This window comes from Devosia indica (assembly GCF_003056405.1).
Classification (GTDB): Bacteria; Pseudomonadota; Alphaproteobacteria; order Rhizobiales; family Devosiaceae; genus Devosia; species Devosia indica.
On sequence record NZ_PYVZ01000025.1, the window covers coordinates 15,155 to 32,319 of the forward strand.

Consider the following 17,165-nt stretch of genomic DNA (forward strand, 5'->3'; position numbering starts at 1 on the left):
AGTCAAGACCGACGAGCTTTCACGAAGAGTGGCGGAGATGCTGATCTCCGCCACGAAGTTCAAGCGGCGAGCTTGTGAGCGAGGCGGGAGGCGACCGTGGCCACGTGATGGCCCTGGAAGCCCACCATGACGATCATGATCAGAACCGTCATCGGCAGGAGCGCAAGGCCACTGGCGAGGGCGGAGAGACCGAGGATCTGCTGCAGGTAGAGGTTTAGGAAGAACCACAGCGGGATCCAGGCCGCACCCAGAAGGGCCATGACCAGATTGCCGGCGGCCAGGTTCGGCGCTTTGAAGATGCCGAGGGGCAGCAGCGGTTCGCGGCGAACGCGCTGGGCGATCAGGAAGATCACGAAGAGCGCCAGCGAAATGCCGAGCAGCGACAGGATAAGCGGCGAGCCAAGGCCGGCCGTCTCGATGGTGACAATGGCATAGACCAGTGAAACCAACGCGCCGGTGACGGTGATCGCGCCGAACCAGTCAACCTTGCCGCGTGCCCGTTCGGACTTGCGCAGAACAGCCGGGATGGCGGCCAGCACGATCAGGCCGAGCGGCACGTTGATGAGGAAGGTCCACTGCCAGGCCATCCACTCGGTGATCACGCCACCAAGGAAGACACCGGCCGAGCCGCCAGCTGCTGCAGCAGCGCCCCAGAAGCCGAAGGCCTTGCCGAGTTCGGCTCCATTGTGGCCGAAGAGGCGCATGACGATGGTCAGGGCCGATGGTGCAATCAGGGCCGCACCGATGCCTTGCAGCGCGCGGCCGGCAAGCAGGATTTCCTGGCTTGTAGCGAGGCCGGCCAGGAGGGACGCGGCGGTCAGGATGACAAAGCCGGTCGTGAAAACGCGGCGGGCGCCGAACAGGTCACTCAACCGACCGCCGAGCAGCAACAGGCCGCCAAAGGCGATGACATAGGCGTTGAAAATCCAGCTCAGACCGCTGGCGGAAAAGCCGAGATCGGCCTGGATGGCGGGCAGGGCGACGCCGATGATGGAGGTATCGAGGATAACGATGAATTGGGCGGCACACAACAATGCCAGAGCAGCCCATCTCTTCGGATCCGGTGTGAACTTTTGCATTGGAGTTCCCCAGAAAAGGTTTCTCGCCGATTGCGATTAACCTCGGTGTCCGGCTTCCAACGCTGGGAGAGTCAAGGCCCCAAACAACAAAATTTTCAAATAAAAAAAGGCGGTGAAAATTCACCGCCTTAAATGATCAGTGGGTGTGTGGGTCAATTTCACCCGCAACACCAAATCGAGGATTTCTCCGGATCAGTACTTTTGGCGCAGGAGAAACAGCAAACTCTTCGATGATGGGGCAATCTGGCCGTTCATCGCCATGACAATTTTCCGCTAGATGCTCAAGTGTTCGACTCATTGCCTCAAGAGCTAGCGCCTTTTCTTTCAGCTTGGCGACATGTTCAAGGGCAATGGACTTCACGTCGGCGCTGGCGCGGCTGCGATCACGCCAGAGCGCCAGGAGATCGCGCATCTGCTCGACTGAGAAGCCAAGATCCCGAGCCCGGTTGATGAAGCGCAGTGCGTGAATGTCGTGGTCGGTGTAGACGCGATAGCCTGCATCCGAGCGATGTGCCGGTGTAATGAGACCGATGGTCTCGTAGTAGCGGATCATCTTGGTCGAGATGCCGGTGGCCTTTGCAGCGTGTCCGATATTCATTTTGCATACTCCAGCTCAAGCGGTGCCGCCGTGCGGCTGTCGCTTGCGCCACCCTGCGCTCCAAACGAGCGCAGGCGGAGGGCATTGGCGAGCACGAAGACGCTCGACAGAGCCATGGCGCCAGCGGCAAGGGCCGGCGAGAGCAGCATACCCGTGAAAGGATAGGCGATCCCGGCAGCAACCGGCACCAGTGTAGCATTGTATGCGAAAGCCCAGAACAGGTTCTGCTTGATGTTGCGGATCGTTGCCCGGCTGATCGACAGAGCGGTGGACACACCGTGCAGATCACCCGACATCAGAACAACGTCCGCACTCTCGATGGCAATGTCGGTGCCGGTGCCAACGGCCAGGCCGACATCGGCCTCGGCCAGCGCCGGCGCGTCGTTGATGCCGTCGCCAACAAAAGCCAGCTGGCGACCATCGGCACGCAGACGCTTGATGGCGTCGACCTTGCCTTCGGGCAGGACCTCGGCAACCACTTCGTCAATGCCGAGCTGGCGGGCGATGGCGTTGGCCGTGCGAGCATTGTCGCCGGTAATCATCGCCACTTTCAGGCCCTGCTTATGAAGGGCCGCAATGGCGCTGCGGCTGGTTGGCTTGATCGGGTCGGCGACGGCGATGATGGCGGCCAGCTTTCCGTCAATGGCGGCATAGAGCGGGCTCTTGCCTTCATCACCCAGCTTGCGGGCATTGCCGGCAAAGTGTTCGACTGAAATACCGGCCTTGGCCAGGGCGCGATCGGCACCAACAAGAACCTTGTGACCGTCTACAATGCCGGAAATCCCATAGCCAGGCGTAGCTTCAAACCCCTGGGGCGCTGCAAGAGTCAGCTCGCCCTTTTCAGCAGCGGCAACGATGGCTTCGGCGATGGGATGCTCCGAGAGGGTTTCAAGGCTCGCCACCTGACGCAGAACTTCGGTGCGATCAAAGCCCTCGGTCACGATCAGGTCGGTCAGTTCAGGCCGGCCCTTGGTCAGGGTACCGGTCTTGTCGAGAGCAACAACATTGACATCACGCAGGGTCTGCAGCGCCTCGCCCTTGCGGAACAGGATACCCAGTTCGGCAGCGCGGCCAGTGCCGACCATGATTGAGGTAGGGGTCGCCAGGCCCATGGCACACGGGCAGGCGATGATCAGCACGGCAACGGCATTGACCAGTGCGAAGGTGAGCTGTGGCGACGGGCCAAACACAAACCAGACGGCAAAGGTGGCCAGAGCGATTGCAATAACGACCGGGACAAAGACCCCGGTGACGCGATCGACAAGTGCCTGGATGGGCAGCTTGGAGCCCTGGGCGGCCTCGACCATGCGGATGATCTGCGCCAGAAGCGTGTCGGCACCGACCTTGGTGGCTTCGAATTCGAAGGAGCCCGTCTTGTTGATCGTGCCGCCAACCACTTCGTCACCCTCGCCCTTGCGGACGGGAATAGGCTCGCCGGTGATCATGGCTTCGTCAACATAGGACTCGCCAGACCGAACCACACCATCGACCGGAACCTTGTCGCCGGGGCGGATCTGGATGCGGTCGCCAGCACGGACGGCCTCGAGCGGCAGTTCAATCACGGTCCCGTCGCGTACAACGCGCGCGGTCTTGGCCTGCAAGCCGACGAGGCGTTGGATGGCCTGGCTGGTGCGGCCCTTGGCCCGCGCCTCAAGAAGGCGCCCGAGAAGGATCAGCGTCACGATGACCGCCGCCGCTTCATAGTAGACATTGGCAGTGCCGGCAGGGAGCAGGCCGCCGAAGAAGGTGGAGACGACAGAGAAGCCCCAGGCGGCCGACGTGCCCAGGACGACGAGCGAGTTCATGTCCGGGGCGCCGCGCAGCAGGGCCGGAATGCCCTTCTGGAAGAAGCGCAGGCCGGGTCCGAACAGGACGACGGTGGCCAGGATGAATTGCAGATAGTGGTTTGTCTGCATGCCGATGGTGTTCATGATGAACATGTGCACCGCCGGAATGAAGTGCGAGCCCATTTCCATAACAAAGAGCGGCGCGGTCAGGACCGCTGAAAGGCCGAAGGCCCAGCTGAGCTTGCGCGCCTCTGCCGCCTTGCGATCGCTGGCGGGTACCGGTTCGGCACCGGCCTCGGACGCGATTTGACGCACGTCATAGCCGGCCTCCTTGACCGTGGCTTCGAGCACGGCGCGCGTGACCAGGCCACCAGTCGCACTAATGGTTGCCTTTTCAGTGGCGAGATTGACGCTGGCGCTGATGACGCCGGGAACGGCGGAGAGGGCCCGCTCGATGCGTCCGACGCATGAAGCGCAGGTCATGCCCTCGATTTCGAGTTCAAAGCTTTCGACGCTGGTTTCGTAGCCGGCCGAGTTGATGGCCGCCACAATGGCGCTCGGCGGCACTGATCCATCGGTCTCCACGCTCGCCCGCTCGGTGGCCAGGTTGACAATGGCCTTGATCGTACCGGGGACGGCGGCAATCGCCTTTTCCACCCGCAGCACGCAGGAGGCGCAGGTCATGCCTTCAATGGGGAACTCGAACCTGGATCCGGAAGAGATGGTGTCCGTAGACATTTTGCAGTCCTTTCATTTCGACTGCCATTCCATCTGGGGCTTCCAACGTTGGTAAGGTCAAGCGCTTTTTGCGAGAAAGTTCCTAGACTAAAAAATCTGCAGATCGGGCCTTGACCCTCCCACCGTGGGAACAACCATCTTCCATCGTGTCTCAACCAGAAAGGACACGAGATGTATAACTTCACTGTCTCCGACATGACCTGCGGCCATTGCGCCTCAACCATTGAGAAGGCCGTCAAAAGCACGGACCCGACTTGCGAAATCAAGATCGACGTCGCCGCCCGCAAGGTGCAGGTGGAAACGGTCCGCCCAGCGCAGGACATCGCCGATGCCATCAAGCTGGCGGGATATTCCGGCACGCTGGCCGCTTGATTGCGCCAGATCAATGGCAGCCGGGCAAAGCGGTCCTATGGTCGCTTTGTCCGGCTTGCCATCACGTGGACAGAATGTCCGCACACTAAATTGCCGACTTCTAAGGATAGAAAGGCTGCTTATGCTGATCACCCGACGTACATTTGCCGTTGGCACTCTGAGCCTCTTGGGTGGAGCCGCCGCAATGCCAGCGCTGGCGCAGGCCGCAGCCCCGGTGATCTCGATCAAGAAAGATCCCTGGTGTGGTTGTTGCACCGGATGGGCACACCACCTTGAGAAAGCCGGGTTTGCGATCGATGTGGAAGAGATCGAGGAGATGGAGACCGTCAAGGACAATCTCGGAGTTCCGACCGAGCTTCGTTCATGCCACACGGCGACAATTGACAGATACGTGATTGAAGGTCATGTGCCGGCCGAAGCCGTCGTTGCCTTGCTTGATCAGCGCCCGCAGATCCGGGGTCTGGCCGTTCCCGGCATGCCCATTGGTTCACCAGGGATGGAAGGTCCGGCGGGGAGCGACCCCGATGAGTACGACGTGATGGCATTTGACGGCTCGGGTGATTTTGTCTTCATGCGGTTCGTCGGTCACCAACGTGTGTAACCCTTGACCCCGCCAGAATGCGGGACCAGATGAAAACGAAGTCATTCCTCGAGCACACATGAAGCGCAAATTTCAAGCACTGATGACCTTGTTGATGGCGCTGACGCTCAACGCCTTGATGGTCTTTGCTTCGACGGGACATGCCGCAACGCATCACGCTGAAACGACCATAGCCCAACCCTGCGACCATCATGGTCATGGTCTAAAAAAATCAGGCCATGTAAGCGAACTGGCGGTGAACGATTGTGCTCAACAGCTTTGCCCCTCCTGTATGGGCTTGCCACTGTCTCTTGCGGCCGAGTTGGGGTTTGCCACGTCCCGAATTGCCGCGCTTCCGAGATTGACCCAAGGGTCTCAGTCCTGGCAGCCGCCTCTGTTCAGGCCGCCTATCCATATCTGAAGCTGCGTTGATGGCCTCCGGGCCGATCCTTCTTTCAGATATTGGAGTTTTCCATGAGCACTCTGCTCTCTCGCCGCACATTTGTTGGCGCATCCCTCGCCCTTGCCGGTAGCGTGGCCCTGCCGCGCTTCGCGCTGGCCCAGCAATCAACTCCCCGCACTCTGGTTGCCGAGCGGCGGGTCATTGACGTTCTGGGCAAACCGGCCAACGTCTTCGGCATTCGTGATCAGGACGGACGACAAGGTCTGTTTCTGCCTGCCGGCGAACGCTTTCTGGTCGACCTCGAAAACCAGATCGGCACTGAAACCATCATCCACTGGCACGGCCAGGTCCCCGATCCCGCTCAGGACGGCGTGTCCGACACCGGCTATGTCTCCCCTCTCGCTGCGGACGAAACCCGGTCCTTCGACTTCCCGGCGCGCAGCGGAACGCATTGGATGCATTCGCATCACGGGTTGCAGGAGCAGTCGCTGCTCGCCGCGCCGCTCGTCGTTTACACCGCCGAGGACGAAAATGCCGATATGCAGGATGAAACCGTTCTGCTGCATGACTTCTCGTTCCGCGCGCCCGATGAAATCCTTTCTGAGCTGACGGGTGGTCAAAGCGGTGGCCACGACATGCACAACATGTCGGGCAGCGCCATGCCCATGGATGGTGGGATGATGATGGGCGGCATGGACCATGGAATGATGTCCATGGATCTCAACGACGTCGCCTATGATGCTTTCCTAGCCAATGATCGCACGCTCGAGGACCCGCAGATCATTCGGACCGAACCCGATGGCAGGGTCAGGCTGCGCCTGATCAATGGAGCAACGGCAAGCGCCTTCTGGATCAACCTGGGAGATACCGAAGCGACTGTCTTGGCCGTAGACGGAAATGACGTCGAACCCATCACCGGCAATCGCTTCCCCATGACGCCAGCCCAGCGACTTGACCTCCTGATTGACATGAAGGGCAAATCGGTGGTTCCGGTCTTGGCGCAGGTGGAGGGCCTCGCGGACCGCACCGGCGTCATCATTGCCGTCAATGGCGCCGAGATTCCGAAGATTTCGCGAATGGCCGAACAGGTCGAGGCGCCAGTCGATCTGTCACTGGAAGAAAAGCTGGTCTCGCGCCATCCTCTGGTGTCGAGGGCAGCCGACCGGACGATCCAGACCATGATCATGGGGTCAATGGCCCCCTATGCCTGGAACCTGGACAATGCCCCCTGGCCCAATCGTCGCCCGTTGACGGTGGCCGAGGGTGAAAGGGTGACGCTGGAGATCATGAACCATTCGATGATGGCCCACCCCATGCACCTGCATGGTCATCATTTCCAGGTCACGTCGCTCAACGGGCGGGCCTTGAACGGCGCGGTGCGCGACACCGTTCTCGTGCCGCCCATGGCCACGGTCGGCATCAGCTTTGACGCTGATAACCCCGGGCGCTGGCTGTTCCACTGCCACAACCTCTACCACATGGCCACTGGCATGATGACCGAAGTGGTTTACGGCTGACGCCCAGCCTCCGAGCTCTCTGCTCCGCCCGCTCCGTCAATCCGATGGGCGCGGCGGAGCAAGATGTGCGTCCCGACCAGGAGCACAGTGGGCCAGAGCATGGTGTTGACGATGTCCTTTGCCGAGCCACCAAGTTCGGCTGTGGACGGACCATGATGGAAGATGTCCACGGCCTCGTTGACCAGCTCAAACGCGAGCACGGTCGCCCAGGGGAGCCAGAACCAGCGTCCCCGGGACAAAGTCAGGAAGACGACCAGATAGATCGCCAGCCCCAGGTGAATATGAAGCGCGTCCTTGCTGAGGTGCAAAAGCTCGCTGAGATTAGTCTTAAGCGCGTTGAGCATGGTAGGCCCTCCCTGCTTGGGCCTACCACCGCCGCCTTATCGACAGGTTACACCGGCCCCTCGCTATTTGATCCGGGCTGAACGCAGGCGTAGCGAATTGCCAATCACACTCACCGAGGACAGGGCCATGGCCGCCGCCGCAATAGCCGGAGACAAGGTCAGGCCAAAGACCGGATAGAGAACGCCTGCGGCGATTGGGACACCGGCCGCATTATAGACAAAGGCCAGGAACAGGTTCTGGCGGATGTTCTGCATGGTGGCGTGCGACAGGCGCTTTGCTCTGGCAATGCCGATCAAATCGCCATTGAGCAAGGTCACGCCAGCACTTTCCATAGCCACGTCGGTGCCGGTGCCCATGGCGATACCGACATCAGCCGCCGCAAGGGCCGGTGCGTCGTTGACGCCATCGCCAGCCATGGCGACCACCTTACCCTGGCTTCTCAGATGTTCAACCACTGCACTTTTGCGCTCGGGAAGGACGTCGGCTTCGACATTGTCGATTCCGAGCTTTTGACCAACGGCCTTGGCAGTTACTGCATTGTCGCCTGTCATCATGACCACACTTATGCCCTGGCTCCGCAGGTCGGCAAGCGCTTCTGCGGTCGTGGAACGGATCGGATCGGCTATGCCGAGGGCGCCAGCGACATTGCCGTCGACCGAGACAAGAACGACCGTCGCCCCCTCGGCGCGTACATCGTCGGCGCGGGATCGCCAATTGCCCAGTTCCACGCCCTCGGCCTGGAGATACTTTGCGCTGCCGATCAGAACCCGGCGGCCTTCGACTATGCCCGTCAGGCCCTTGCCGACAGGAGAGTCAACATCGCTCGGCGCAGACAATTTGAGTTTGCGATCCTCTGCGGCGGCAACGATGGCCACGCCCAGAGGATGTTCGCTGGCGCGTTCGAGACTGGCTGCAAGCGTCAGGAGCTGGGTCTCGTCGAAACCATCCGCCGACATTATTCGGGTGAGGCTTGGACGGCCCTCCGTCAACGTTCCGGTCTTGTCGACCACGATCGTGTCGATCTTTTCCAGCCGCTCCAGGGCCTCGGCATTCTTGATCAGGAGGCCCAGCTGAGCGCCCTTGCCCACGCCCACCATGATGGACATCGGCGTGGCCAGACCCAGGGCACATGGACAGGCAATGATGAGAACTGAAACGGCGGCGACCAAGGCGTGTGCCAGGCTAGGCTCGGGCCCCCACATCATCCAGGCCAGAAACGCTAAAGCAGCGATGACAATCACCAGAGGCACGAACCAGCCCGAAACCTGATCGGCAAGCCGCTGAATTGGTGCCCGCGACCGTTGCGCTGCTGCGACCAGTTGAACAATGCGCGACAGCATGGTGTCGCGTCCGATTTCGGTGGCCTGCATGACCAGGCCGCCGGAGCGGTTGATCGTTCCGCCGATTAGCCTCGCGCCTTCGACCTTCGTGACTGGCATTGATTCTCCGGTGACCATGGATTCGTCCACGGCACTGCGCCCCTCCAGAACAGTGCCGTCGACCGGCACCTTCTCGCCTGGCCGAACGCGCAGATGGTCGCCAACCATCACTGCGTCCACCTCGACTTCCTCGTCAGCGCCATCCGAGCTGATGCGCCTCGCCGTCTTGGGGGCAAGACCAAGCAGGGCTTTCATCGCACCCGATGTCTGTTCGCGGGCCCGAAGCTCAACAACCTGCCCAAGCAAAGCCAGCGCGGTGATGACTGCGGCCGCCTCGAAGTACACTGGCACGGCGCCATCCATGCCGCGCATGGACGAGGGGAAGAGGTCCGGAACCAATGTCGCCAGCATGGAATAGAGCCAGGCCACCCCAATACCCATGGCGATCAGCGTGAACATGTTCAGGCTGCGATTAACCACCGACGCAGCACCGCGCTGGAAGAAGGGCCATCCGGCCCAGAGAACGACGGGCGTCGCCAGAACAAGCTGGATCCAGTTGAGCGCCTGACCAGAAAAGACCCCATGCAGATCGACAAGATGCGCGGTCATCTCCAGGACGAACACCGGTGCGGCGAGCGCCGTGCCGACCCAGAAACGCAACGTCATATCGCGTAACTCAGAGCTGGGAGCATCGTCGGCCGTGGGCATTTCCGGTTCCAGCGCCATCCCGCATATGGGGCATGAGCCGGGCCCTGACTGCCGGATCTGCGGATGCATGGGGCAGGTCCAGACAGTGCCTTCGGGTGCCGGTGCTGCCTTTGCCGGCACCGCCGCTACATCTTGCTCTGGATTGGCCTTGAACTTGTCGTGACAGTTCTGTGAGCAGAAATAGAAGGTTCGCCCGTCGAAAGTGGCCTGAAACCTCGCCGTCGACGGGTCGACATCCATGCCGCAAACGGGATCCTTGGTCATGGTTGGCGGCGACTTGTCTTCATGCTGATGCGACGCGTGACCATGCGCATGAGCATGGTGGTGGTCATGGGCGTTTGGCATGGTGGCACCTCCAGGAGCCAGAAATCTTGCACCTTCCTACCGTGGCAAGGTCAACCCAGATTCATCATAGACCTCGGAGCGGATCAGGGTTCGTCCATGTCCAACAAGTATGTCGCCATGTCCTGCAGGTGGCGATCGAGCAGATAGGCCGTGCTGCCATGCACCACTTCTGCCATCGAGCCTCCAAATGCATCGCCGTCAGGACCGATTCCGGTCCTTAAAGCGCGGACCAGCGCTTCAGAAGTGTACCCCTTCTCTCGGAGATCCGAACTGGTCAAGGCGGGTGACTGCCCGCCATCCTGCATGTTCGGGTCGCCGGAAAGCACCATGTCTGAAGGCAAGCCGCCGATAAGATTGCGCGGCGTATGACAGGCAGCACAGTGCGCGGGACCAAGAACCAGATAGCGGCCTCGATTCCAGGCCGCGGTGCGGTCAGGATGCGGCGCATAGATGTGCGGCTGTTCAAAGAACGACCTCCAGATTTTGAGGCCGCTTCTGATATTGAACGGGAAGCCGACATCATGTGGTTGATCCGATCGGCTGACAGGAGGCGTCGCCTGGATCGCAGACCACAAATCCGCCAGATCCTGATCAGTCAGGCTGGCATAGAACTCATACGGAAACGCTGGGTAATAGGGTTCGCCGGCCGGCGAAACGCCTTGCCGCACTGCGGCAACAAACTGCGCATAGGTCCATGCTCCTATCCCGGTCTCCGGGTCAGGCGTAATGTTGGGCGGATAGAAAGTGCCAAATCGCGAGGTTAGTGGGCTTCCACCGGACAAGGCGGCGGCCTCGGGCGCAGTGTGGCAGGTAATACAACCGGAAAGACGGGCGAGATACGCACCGCGCTTGGGGTCGCCGGCAAGATTTGCAGCAGGCACGCTCGCTTCGAGCGGCCAGAGTTGCAGAGTGATCACCGCCGTAAAGGCGAGGGTTACGGCAAAGGCCAAGATAACAAGCAGTCTCTTCACGGCCCTACCGCCTAAACGACGCATGGCAAGACGCGCAGGTCTGAGCAATATCGGCATAAATGTCGCCTACGGACCGCCCCATGGCTTCGGCCGCTTCCGCTTGTACCGGAGCATCCTCATGATTGGCCGTTGCAGCTGGCCTGGATGACAGACCCATCAGCCAGGCAAAATCCATTCTCTCCCACTCAGTTGTGGGGCGAGGCGCGGGATTTTCCGCAATGGGCGTGACTGATCCCGTGGTGACGGGATCTCTGGCAGCGTCACGCAATTCGGCGCCGAGACTTTCAAGTTGCCCGGCTAACCGGCTGAAATCCTGCCATCGCTCCCAGATTTCCGGTCGGGCCACGCTGGGGGCGTCCAGGCTACCTTCGGGGAATAGGTCCGTCATGGACGCGCCCGCATGCCTGAGGATCATGGTTGCGGCCTGTTCTACAGCGGCACGGTCCGTCTGCATTGGACTTTCCGCCAACGGCGCCAATATCTGCATCTGCTGGCCGAGCATCATCATGCCCATCATGCGGTCAGCAACAATGCCAGTTGCGCCATTGTGACCGAGGGCAACGGCGGTGGTCAGAAGTGTCCCAAAGGCAATTGCCCCGGGATTGGGTAATTTGAATGTCATGTCTCTTTCCGGATGCTGAACGCTGGGGTGAGCGGTTCAGCCTCGCGGTGGGCGTGGGATCTCAGTCACCAGGCCTAAGGATCGCTCGAGTTCGAGCGAGAAATAGGACACGTAGACGACCTCAAGCTGTGTGGAGTCACACACATTCGAGGGCACAAGAATGGGCACGCCACAGTGCACCGAAGGGCTTGTACTATCGTGGTGCGAACCTGATGCCCCCGAGTCAGCGGCACGCTCGGCAACCACCGTCTGACTGTCGCCGTGGGTGTGCACATACTCTTCTGAGTGAGCGGAGACCGCGCCGAGGAGAAAGACCATTGCGATGGCCAAAATGTTGGCAATAGCGCGCAGCTTGGACAACGGCGAATCCCACCAAGACGTTCGCCTGTTAGCTTGACCTGTATGTGGCAATCCATCAAGGGCCCAGATCTATGGCTACTTATGACGACTTGCAGTCGTGCATCTGCCCGTCTGGATATGGAAACCTCCGCAATCCTTCGGTCCAGCGACTCAGACTGCGGGGCGTTCTGACGGCTATTTGCCGGCAGAACGTCAAAGCTGCCCAAGAGTGGTTCCCTTTCGGGCCAATAGGCAGGCTGATCGCGGCGCCTCCTTTGGATCGTGACGGTCGAATACCCGCGCTGAAATCTGCGTTTATTGGACATGGCACCGGATTACTGCCATAGCGGGCCACAGGCTCGTTTACGAAGGTTTTACCCTGCCATTGCAGGCTCGATACATGGTTCAGCAACCCGCAAAATGGCTGGTGGTGCTCTTGTCGCTGGTTCTTGGCGGCCTTCTGGTTGCGCCAGTTACGGCGTCTGCAGCCCACAACCATGCCGTTGCCACGGTTGTTGAAGAAGCCACCAGTCATGGCCATGTGCACGGCGACCTCGCCGACGGCGCTCACGATGCGATTGAGCATGGGCACGATTTGCCGCATCCCCTTTTCGTAGTCGCGGACTTTCGACCCGCCTGGGTGAACGCCTGGGTGAGCCTGGCCGAAAGACCCTATCAGAATCGTGGGCCCACCGGTCCTGAGAGACCCCCGCGCGTCGTGATGTGACCGCTGCCGGGCGCGCTCGGCTCCTGATCACGTTCACGGACAAGCATCATGTTCAATATTTTCTCGTGGACAGGCGGCGGAGGACGCCCCTGGACTGCACTTATCATGGCGCTATTGGCCTATGTGGCGGCAATCGGCGCTGCACAGGCTCATGGTGTCGACACCAGTGACGCTGGCTATATTGCCGAAATTTCCGGCATGCACCTCTTCCCCTATATCTATCTGGGGGCCAAGCACATGATCACTGGTTATGACCACATTCTCTTCCTGCTTGGGGTCATCTTCTTCCTCTACCGGATGGAGCATATCGGCACCTATGTGTCGCTGTTCGCCATCGGCCATTCGACCACAATGCTGCTGGGTGTCTATTTCGACTGGGCCATCAGTTCCTATCTGATCGATGCGATCATTGGGCTGTCGGTGGTCTACAAGGCCCTCGACAATCTCGGGGCCTTTCAGCGCTGGCTCGGCTTTCAGCCCAATACCAAGGCGGCGACGCTCATCTTTGGCCTGTTCCATGGCCTGGGCCTCGCCACGAAGGTGCTGGAATATGACATGTCGCCCGATGGCCTCCTGCCGAACCTGATTGCCTTCAATGTTGGCGTCGAGATCGGCCAATTGCTGGCTTTGGCCACCATACTCATCCTGATGGGCTTCTGGCGCCGGACGCGCTCGTTCTGGAAGCTCGCCTACTCTGCCAATGTCGCCATGATGTGCGCCGGTTTCGTGCTGGTGGGATACCAGCTCGTCGGCCTCATGGTCGTGCCCTGAAAGGCTCTTGCCAATGTACAACACACCCTTTCCGACCAAGGCCGAACTGCCGACGACTGAACGTCTGATCCGCTCCACCGCAATCGCGGCCATCGGCGCCGTCGCCATTCTCGTCACTATTGTGCTGCCCTCCGAATACGGGATCGACGTCACTGGCGTTGGTCGCCTGACCGGATTGACGGCCATGGGCGAGATCAAGATACAATTGGCCGAAGAAGCGGCGGCAGCTGATGCTCTGAGCGCCCAGGTCGCCAGCGGCACCTTCGTGCCCACGCCATCGGCCGCGCCGGACACTTCGGCAGTCGCGCCGGACACTGCCGAGCTCGAGGCGCGCGTGGATGCAATCGAGCAGCTCATCGAGCAATTGCAGACACCGCAGCCTGTGGCTTTGCCGCCGCTTGCTGAAACGCCCGTTGAACAGGTTGCGGCTGTCCCCATGCCGGCCGAGCCTGAGCCTCAACCTCCGGCATCACTCTGGCGCGACGAGATCAGTTTCACCCTGACTCCGGGCGAAGGCACCGAATACAAGCTCGTCATGCAAGCTGGTGCCGTCGCCACCTATGAGTTCCTGGTCGATGGCGGTGTCATCAACTACGACGCGCATGGCGAAGGCGAGGGGCAGTCCCTGTCCTATGAGCAGGGGCGCGGCGTGGCCGGAGACAGTGGTCAAATGGTGCCGCCTGTCTCCGGCACCCACGGGTGGTTCTTCCGCAATCGTGGCGCTGAAAACGTCACTGTCACGCTGCGGACCGGCGGCGATTATAGCGAACTGCGGAAGCTGATCTAACCGCGACAGGAAACCAAAGCTCACATTGACCTATCCCCCCTAGGGGGATAGGTGTTGGTGCATGAATGAACACATCCATGCCTCGCATCCCGACATCATCAAACGCCTGAAGCGCGCCGATGGCCATCTCAGATCAGTTATCGAAATGATCGAAAGCGGGCGCCCTTGTGTGGATGTTGCCCAGCAACTCCATGCCGTCGAAAAGGCTATTCAGCAGGCCAAGAAGACCCTGATCCACGATCATCTTGATCACTGCCTGACAGACGCCGTCGCCGAAGATGGCACGGTAGACGCCTCCGCCATTGACGGTTTCCGCGAAATTACCCGCTACCTCTGAAAGCCGATCCCATGCTGGCCGTCCTTGCCAATCGCACCTATCGACACCTGTTCATGGCACAGGTCATCGCGCTTGTTGGCACAGGCCTGGCCACTGTGGCCCTCGGGCTTCTGGCCTATCAACTGGCCGGTGCCGATGCGGGGGCGGTGCTGGGAACCGCTCTGGCCATCAAGATGATCGCCTATGTCGGGGTGGCGCCCATTGCCTCGGCCTTTGCCGAGCGCCTGCCGCGCCGCACCATGCTGGTGAGCCTCGATCTGGTGCGGGCCGCCGTCGCGGTTCTTTTGCCCTTCGTGAGCGAAATCTGGCAGGTCTATGTGCTGATCTTCGTGCTGCAATCGGCCTCTGCGGCCTTCACGCCGACCTTTCAGGCCACCATTCCCGATGTCTTGCCGGACGAGAAGGATTATACGCGGGCGCTCTCCCTCTCGCGCCTTGCCTATGATCTAGAAAGCGTCGCAAGTCCGCTGCTGGCGGCCGCCCTCTTGACAGTCATCTCCTTCAACAGCCTGTTTGCCGGCACGGTCATCGGCTTTGTCGCTTCGGCCCTGCTCGTCGTTTCGGTCATCCTACCCGGCCCGAAACCTGCTGTGCCCCGCGGAATCTATGATCGGACCACGCGCGGCATGCGCATCTATCTCAAGACGCCACGGCTGCGCGGGCTGCTGGCCCTGACCTTTGCCGTCTCGGCGGCGGGCGCCATGGTTATCGTCAATACGGTTGTGCTGGTGCAGTCGGGCTTTGGGCTCGACCAGCAGGCCACGGCCATCGCCCTTGCGGCCTTTGGCGGCGGTTCCATGGTCGCAGCACTGGCTTTGCCAAAATTGCTGGATCGTTTTGCCGATCGTCCGGTGATGATCGTCGGGGCCAGCCTGCTTGCCACGACCATGCTGGTCGGCAGTTTCGTCGGCAGCTATGCCACGCTACTTGTGCTGTGGTTCGTGGTCGGCGTCGGCTATTCGGCCACACAGACACCGACCGGCCGCCTCATCCGGAGGTCATCGCACCCCGAAGATCGCCCTGCACTGTTCGCCGCTCAGTTTGCCTTGTCCCATGCGACATGGCTCCTGAGCTATCCGCTCGCCGGCTGGTTAGGTGCCACCGTCGGCATGCCCATAACCTTTGTGGTGATGGCAGCAATCGCCTTCGCGGGGGTCGTGGCCGCCACCCGCCTCTGGCCAAAGGGCGATCCTGAAGAAATCGCGCACAGCCACGACGACCTCCCCGCCGACCATCCCCATCTGGCCGGGCATGGCCACAGCCACGTCCATGCCTATGTCATCGACGCCGAACACACGGCTTGGCCGGGCCGGTGACGGATCTCTTTTCATGGCTGGTAGCCGTCCAGACCGATATCAGGCAGGGCGTTGCCGATCAGGTCGCCGCCTTTGCCGCAGGGGGTGATTGGCTCGCCCTGTTGGGCGCCATGCCGCTCGCAATTCTCTTCGGCATGGCCCATGCATTGACGCCGGGGCACAACAAGCTGGTCCTGGCCAGTTTCGTGGTGGGGGAACGGCTTGGCCTCCTTAAGGCCCTCGGCACCTCCATGCTCTTGAGCGCGACGCATATCGGCAGCGCCGTTGTGGTCGGCCTCGGCGCCAATTGGCTGGTGCAGCGCACCATCACGCAGGCGGGCCGGGCCCCTTTGCTTGAAACGATCAGCCAGACCATTCTGGTCGGCATCGCCCTGTGGATGATCTTGCGTGCAATCTGGCCTGCCAAAGGACATCCTCACCATGGCCTCTTTGCTATTGCTGCAGGACTAATTCCCTGTCCGCTGACCTTGTTCACCGTTGTGATGGCCTCTTCGCTGGGAGCGCCCGAGGCTGGCTTGTTCTTTGCTCTTGCCATGTTGATTGGCGTTGGCAGCGTCCTTGGTGGCGTCGGCCTTGCAGCATTCTTTGGCGCTGAACGCCTTGGTGATTTGCTGCGCCAGTCCGTATTGGCCAGCCGGGTCATACTCGGTTTGACCGGCGTAGTTTTGCTCGGAGTGGCATCCGGTCCGCTTCTGAAGGCTCTCCTCTGATCGCCCGACACTAGAATTGAATGACCGGTTTCAGAAAACTCATTGAGGGGCCTCAGTGGCCGGAATGGGGCGCGTTGCCGATCGGCAGGTGCCGACCCCCAAGTCCATCATTCGGGTTGGGCAGCTAAGCGCCCGAACCTGCCATTCGTCCGGCAACGGTTTTCCGGCTCAAGTGGGGCCGACGTTGGCGCGACATCGGTGAGTTCGGCATTAGCACCGTCGAACGTCTTTGATGCCACCGAGCCGCTTACGTTGGCCGCCGAGTGTTACAAATGCCTTTTAGCGGGCCGCTGTCTTCTTGAATGACCGGCGCATGATAGCTGAGACAAGCGAATTAAAGGTGACGCTTCGAAGTTCGCTGGTACCAAAGCGATGCCGCTCGTCCACGTCCCAACCGAACCAATGCCTTTCGGAAATATAGTGGCGGCGTCCGTTGAAATCGATCAGTCTGCAGGTGTTGCCGAAGGGTTTTTGAACCAAAATTAGGTCCACAACCTCTGTCAGGGCGATGTGTCCCCTGCTAGTTCCTTTGCGCCAGTGCAGGATATCACCGTTGAGCCAGAACGCCTGTCTGCGCCGAAACAGGCCGGGACGGAATACATGGCCATACTTGCTGAACTCTTGACTATCCATGTGTGTCTGCAGTGGCTCCGATTCTGACTACAGGCCCATTTCGCGGGTTGCCGCATGCTCAGCCGAAATTTTAGGAATCGTACAGACACGTTGCAAGGTGA

The 17,165-nt window shown here is 60.6% G+C and carries 18 protein-coding genes; 9 read left to right on the plus strand and 9 right to left on the minus strand.

What is annotated here, in order from left to right; translation table 11 throughout:
- Positions 1-59: 59 nt before the first annotated feature.
- The 3 genes from DDE76_RS18350 to DDE76_RS18360 all read right to left on the minus strand — a co-directional run bounded on the left by DDE76_RS18350 (position 60) and on the right by DDE76_RS18360 (position 4,202).
- A complete protein-coding gene (locus tag DDE76_RS18350; RefSeq protein ID WP_198650951.1) occupies positions 60-1,079 on the minus strand; it encodes an MFS transporter in 1,020 nt (339 codons plus the stop codon).
- A 136-nt stretch (positions 1,080-1,215) separates the two neighbouring features.
- Positions 1,216-1,677: a Cu(I)-responsive transcriptional regulator gene (gene cueR, locus DDE76_RS18355; protein WP_104893337.1), complete on the minus strand. Its 462-nt coding sequence runs from the start codon at positions 1,675-1,677 to the stop codon at positions 1,216-1,218.
- Positions 1,674-4,202: a heavy metal translocating P-type ATPase gene (locus DDE76_RS18360; protein ID WP_104893336.1), complete on the minus strand. Its 2,529-nt coding sequence runs from the start codon at positions 4,200-4,202 to the stop codon at positions 1,674-1,676. Before DDE76_RS18360 ends, cueR begins: the two co-directional genes overlap by 4 nt.
- 171 nt (positions 4,203-4,373) lie before the next feature.
- Between DDE76_RS18360 and DDE76_RS18365 the strand changes: the two genes are divergently transcribed.
- The 4 genes from DDE76_RS18365 (at position 4,374) to DDE76_RS18375 (ending at position 7,074) form a co-directional block, all read left to right on the plus strand.
- Positions 4,374-4,574, plus strand: a complete 201-nt coding sequence (locus DDE76_RS18365) for a heavy-metal-associated domain-containing protein (RefSeq protein ID WP_104893335.1) — start codon at positions 4,374-4,376, stop codon at positions 4,572-4,574.
- A 121-nt stretch (positions 4,575-4,695) separates the two neighbouring features.
- Positions 4,696-5,175 carry a DUF411 domain-containing protein gene (locus DDE76_RS18370; RefSeq protein ID WP_104893334.1) on the plus strand — a complete coding sequence of 160 codons (480 nt, stop codon included), beginning with the start codon at positions 4,696-4,698 and terminating at the stop codon, positions 5,173-5,175.
- Between the two features lie 58 nt (positions 5,176-5,233).
- Entirely contained in the window at positions 5,234-5,575 is a 342-nt protein-coding gene (locus tag DDE76_RS19655) for a hypothetical protein (protein WP_157955909.1), read from the plus strand.
- A 53-nt stretch (positions 5,576-5,628) separates the two neighbouring features.
- Positions 5,629-7,074 carry a multicopper oxidase family protein gene (locus tag DDE76_RS18375; RefSeq protein ID WP_104893333.1) on the plus strand — a complete coding sequence of 482 codons (1,446 nt, stop codon included), beginning with the start codon at positions 5,629-5,631 and terminating at the stop codon, positions 7,072-7,074.
- Here the strand turns inward: DDE76_RS18375 and DDE76_RS18380 are convergent.
- The 5 genes from DDE76_RS18380 to DDE76_RS19660 all read right to left on the minus strand — a co-directional run bounded on the left by DDE76_RS18380 (position 7,065) and on the right by DDE76_RS19660 (position 12,387).
- Positions 7,065-7,418 (minus strand): hypothetical protein, encoded by a 354-nt coding sequence (locus tag DDE76_RS18380; protein ID WP_116587589.1) that lies wholly within the window; start codon positions 7,416-7,418, stop codon positions 7,065-7,067. The genes DDE76_RS18375 and DDE76_RS18380 overlap by 10 nt on opposite strands.
- Before the next feature lie 63 nt (positions 7,419-7,481).
- On the minus strand, positions 7,482-9,851 hold the full coding sequence (locus DDE76_RS18385) for a heavy metal translocating P-type ATPase (RefSeq protein WP_104893331.1): 2,370 nt from the start codon (positions 9,849-9,851) through the stop codon (positions 7,482-7,484).
- Positions 9,852-9,934: 83 nt separating this feature from the next.
- Entirely contained in the window at positions 9,935-10,822 is an 888-nt protein-coding gene (locus tag DDE76_RS18390; protein WP_198650952.1) for a c-type cytochrome, read from the minus strand.
- Between the two features lie 4 nt (positions 10,823-10,826).
- Complete coding sequence (locus DDE76_RS18395) at positions 10,827-11,444, minus strand: cytochrome c (RefSeq protein WP_104893330.1); 618 nt, start codon at positions 11,442-11,444, stop codon at positions 10,827-10,829.
- A 439-nt stretch (positions 11,445-11,883) separates the two neighbouring features.
- Positions 11,884-12,387 (minus strand): hypothetical protein, encoded by a 504-nt coding sequence (locus tag DDE76_RS19660; RefSeq protein ID WP_157955910.1) that lies wholly within the window; start codon positions 12,385-12,387, stop codon positions 11,884-11,886.
- 228 nt (positions 12,388-12,615) lie between these two features.
- Here DDE76_RS19660 and DDE76_RS18405 point away from each other — a divergent pair, with 228 nt between their 5' ends.
- The 5 genes from DDE76_RS18405 (at position 12,616) to DDE76_RS18425 (ending at position 16,431) form a co-directional block, all read left to right on the plus strand.
- Positions 12,616-13,281: a HupE/UreJ family protein gene (locus tag DDE76_RS18405; protein WP_425430645.1), complete on the plus strand. Its 666-nt coding sequence runs from the start codon at positions 12,616-12,618 to the stop codon at positions 13,279-13,281.
- A 13-nt stretch (positions 13,282-13,294) separates the two neighbouring features.
- Complete coding sequence (locus DDE76_RS18410; RefSeq protein WP_104893327.1) at positions 13,295-14,068, plus strand: hypothetical protein; 774 nt, start codon at positions 13,295-13,297, stop codon at positions 14,066-14,068.
- Between the two features lie 61 nt (positions 14,069-14,129).
- On the plus strand, positions 14,130-14,405 hold the full coding sequence (locus DDE76_RS18415) for a metal-sensing transcriptional repressor (RefSeq protein WP_104893326.1): 276 nt from the start codon (positions 14,130-14,132) through the stop codon (positions 14,403-14,405).
- An 11-nt stretch (positions 14,406-14,416) separates the two neighbouring features.
- Positions 14,417-15,721, plus strand: a complete 1,305-nt coding sequence (locus DDE76_RS18420) for an MFS transporter (RefSeq protein ID WP_104893325.1) — start codon at positions 14,417-14,419, stop codon at positions 15,719-15,721.
- Positions 15,718-16,431, plus strand: coding sequence for a HoxN/HupN/NixA family nickel/cobalt transporter (locus DDE76_RS18425; RefSeq protein ID WP_157955911.1), 714 nt, complete (start codon positions 15,718-15,720; stop codon positions 16,429-16,431). Before DDE76_RS18420 ends, DDE76_RS18425 begins: the two co-directional genes overlap by 4 nt.
- A 279-nt stretch (positions 16,432-16,710) precedes the next feature.
- Here the strand turns inward: DDE76_RS18425 and DDE76_RS18430 are convergent, their stop codons facing one another.
- On the minus strand, positions 16,711-17,064 hold the full coding sequence (locus DDE76_RS18430; protein WP_104893323.1) for a hypothetical protein: 354 nt from the start codon (positions 17,062-17,064) through the stop codon (positions 16,711-16,713).
- Positions 17,065-17,165: the final 101 nt, after the last annotated feature.

Excerpts from the sequence above, each read along its gene's own strand:
- DDE76_RS18350 (WP_198650951.1), bottom strand. The coding sequence starts at position 1,079 with ATGCAAAAGTTCACACCGGATCCGAAGAGATGGGCTGCTCTGGCATTG.
- cueR (WP_104893337.1), bottom strand. The coding sequence starts at position 1,677 with ATGAATATCGGACACGCTGCAAAGGCCACCGGCATCTCGACCAAGATG.
- DDE76_RS18360 (WP_104893336.1), bottom strand. The coding sequence starts at position 4,202 with ATGTCTACGGACACCATCTCTTCCGGATCCAGGTTCGAGTTCCCCATT.
- DDE76_RS18365 (WP_104893335.1), top strand. The coding sequence starts at position 4,374 with ATGTATAACTTCACTGTCTCCGACATGACCTGCGGCCATTGCGCCTCA.
- DDE76_RS18370 (WP_104893334.1), top strand. The coding sequence starts at position 4,696 with ATGCTGATCACCCGACGTACATTTGCCGTTGGCACTCTGAGCCTCTTG.
- DDE76_RS19655 (WP_157955909.1), top strand. The coding sequence starts at position 5,234 with ATGAAGCGCAAATTTCAAGCACTGATGACCTTGTTGATGGCGCTGACG.
- DDE76_RS18375 (WP_104893333.1), top strand. The coding sequence starts at position 5,629 with ATGAGCACTCTGCTCTCTCGCCGCACATTTGTTGGCGCATCCCTCGCC.
- DDE76_RS18380 (WP_116587589.1), bottom strand. The coding sequence starts at position 7,418 with ATGCTCAACGCGCTTAAGACTAATCTCAGCGAGCTTTTGCACCTCAGC.
- DDE76_RS18385 (WP_104893331.1), bottom strand. The coding sequence starts at position 9,851 with ATGCCAAACGCCCATGACCACCACCATGCTCATGCGCATGGTCACGCG.
- DDE76_RS18395 (WP_104893330.1), bottom strand. The coding sequence starts at position 11,444 with ATGACATTCAAATTACCCAATCCCGGGGCAATTGCCTTTGGGACACTT.
- DDE76_RS19660 (WP_157955910.1), bottom strand. The coding sequence starts at position 12,387 with ATGCGGCAAATCGTGCCCATGCTCAATCGCATCGTGAGCGCCGTCGGC.
- DDE76_RS18405 (WP_425430645.1), top strand. The coding sequence starts at position 12,616 with ATGGCGCTATTGGCCTATGTGGCGGCAATCGGCGCTGCACAGGCTCAT.
- DDE76_RS18410 (WP_104893327.1), top strand. The coding sequence starts at position 13,295 with ATGTACAACACACCCTTTCCGACCAAGGCCGAACTGCCGACGACTGAA.
- DDE76_RS18415 (WP_104893326.1), top strand. The coding sequence starts at position 14,130 with ATGAATGAACACATCCATGCCTCGCATCCCGACATCATCAAACGCCTG.
- DDE76_RS18420 (WP_104893325.1), top strand. The coding sequence starts at position 14,417 with ATGCTGGCCGTCCTTGCCAATCGCACCTATCGACACCTGTTCATGGCA.
- DDE76_RS18430 (WP_104893323.1), bottom strand. The coding sequence starts at position 17,064 with ATGGATAGTCAAGAGTTCAGCAAGTATGGCCATGTATTCCGTCCCGGC.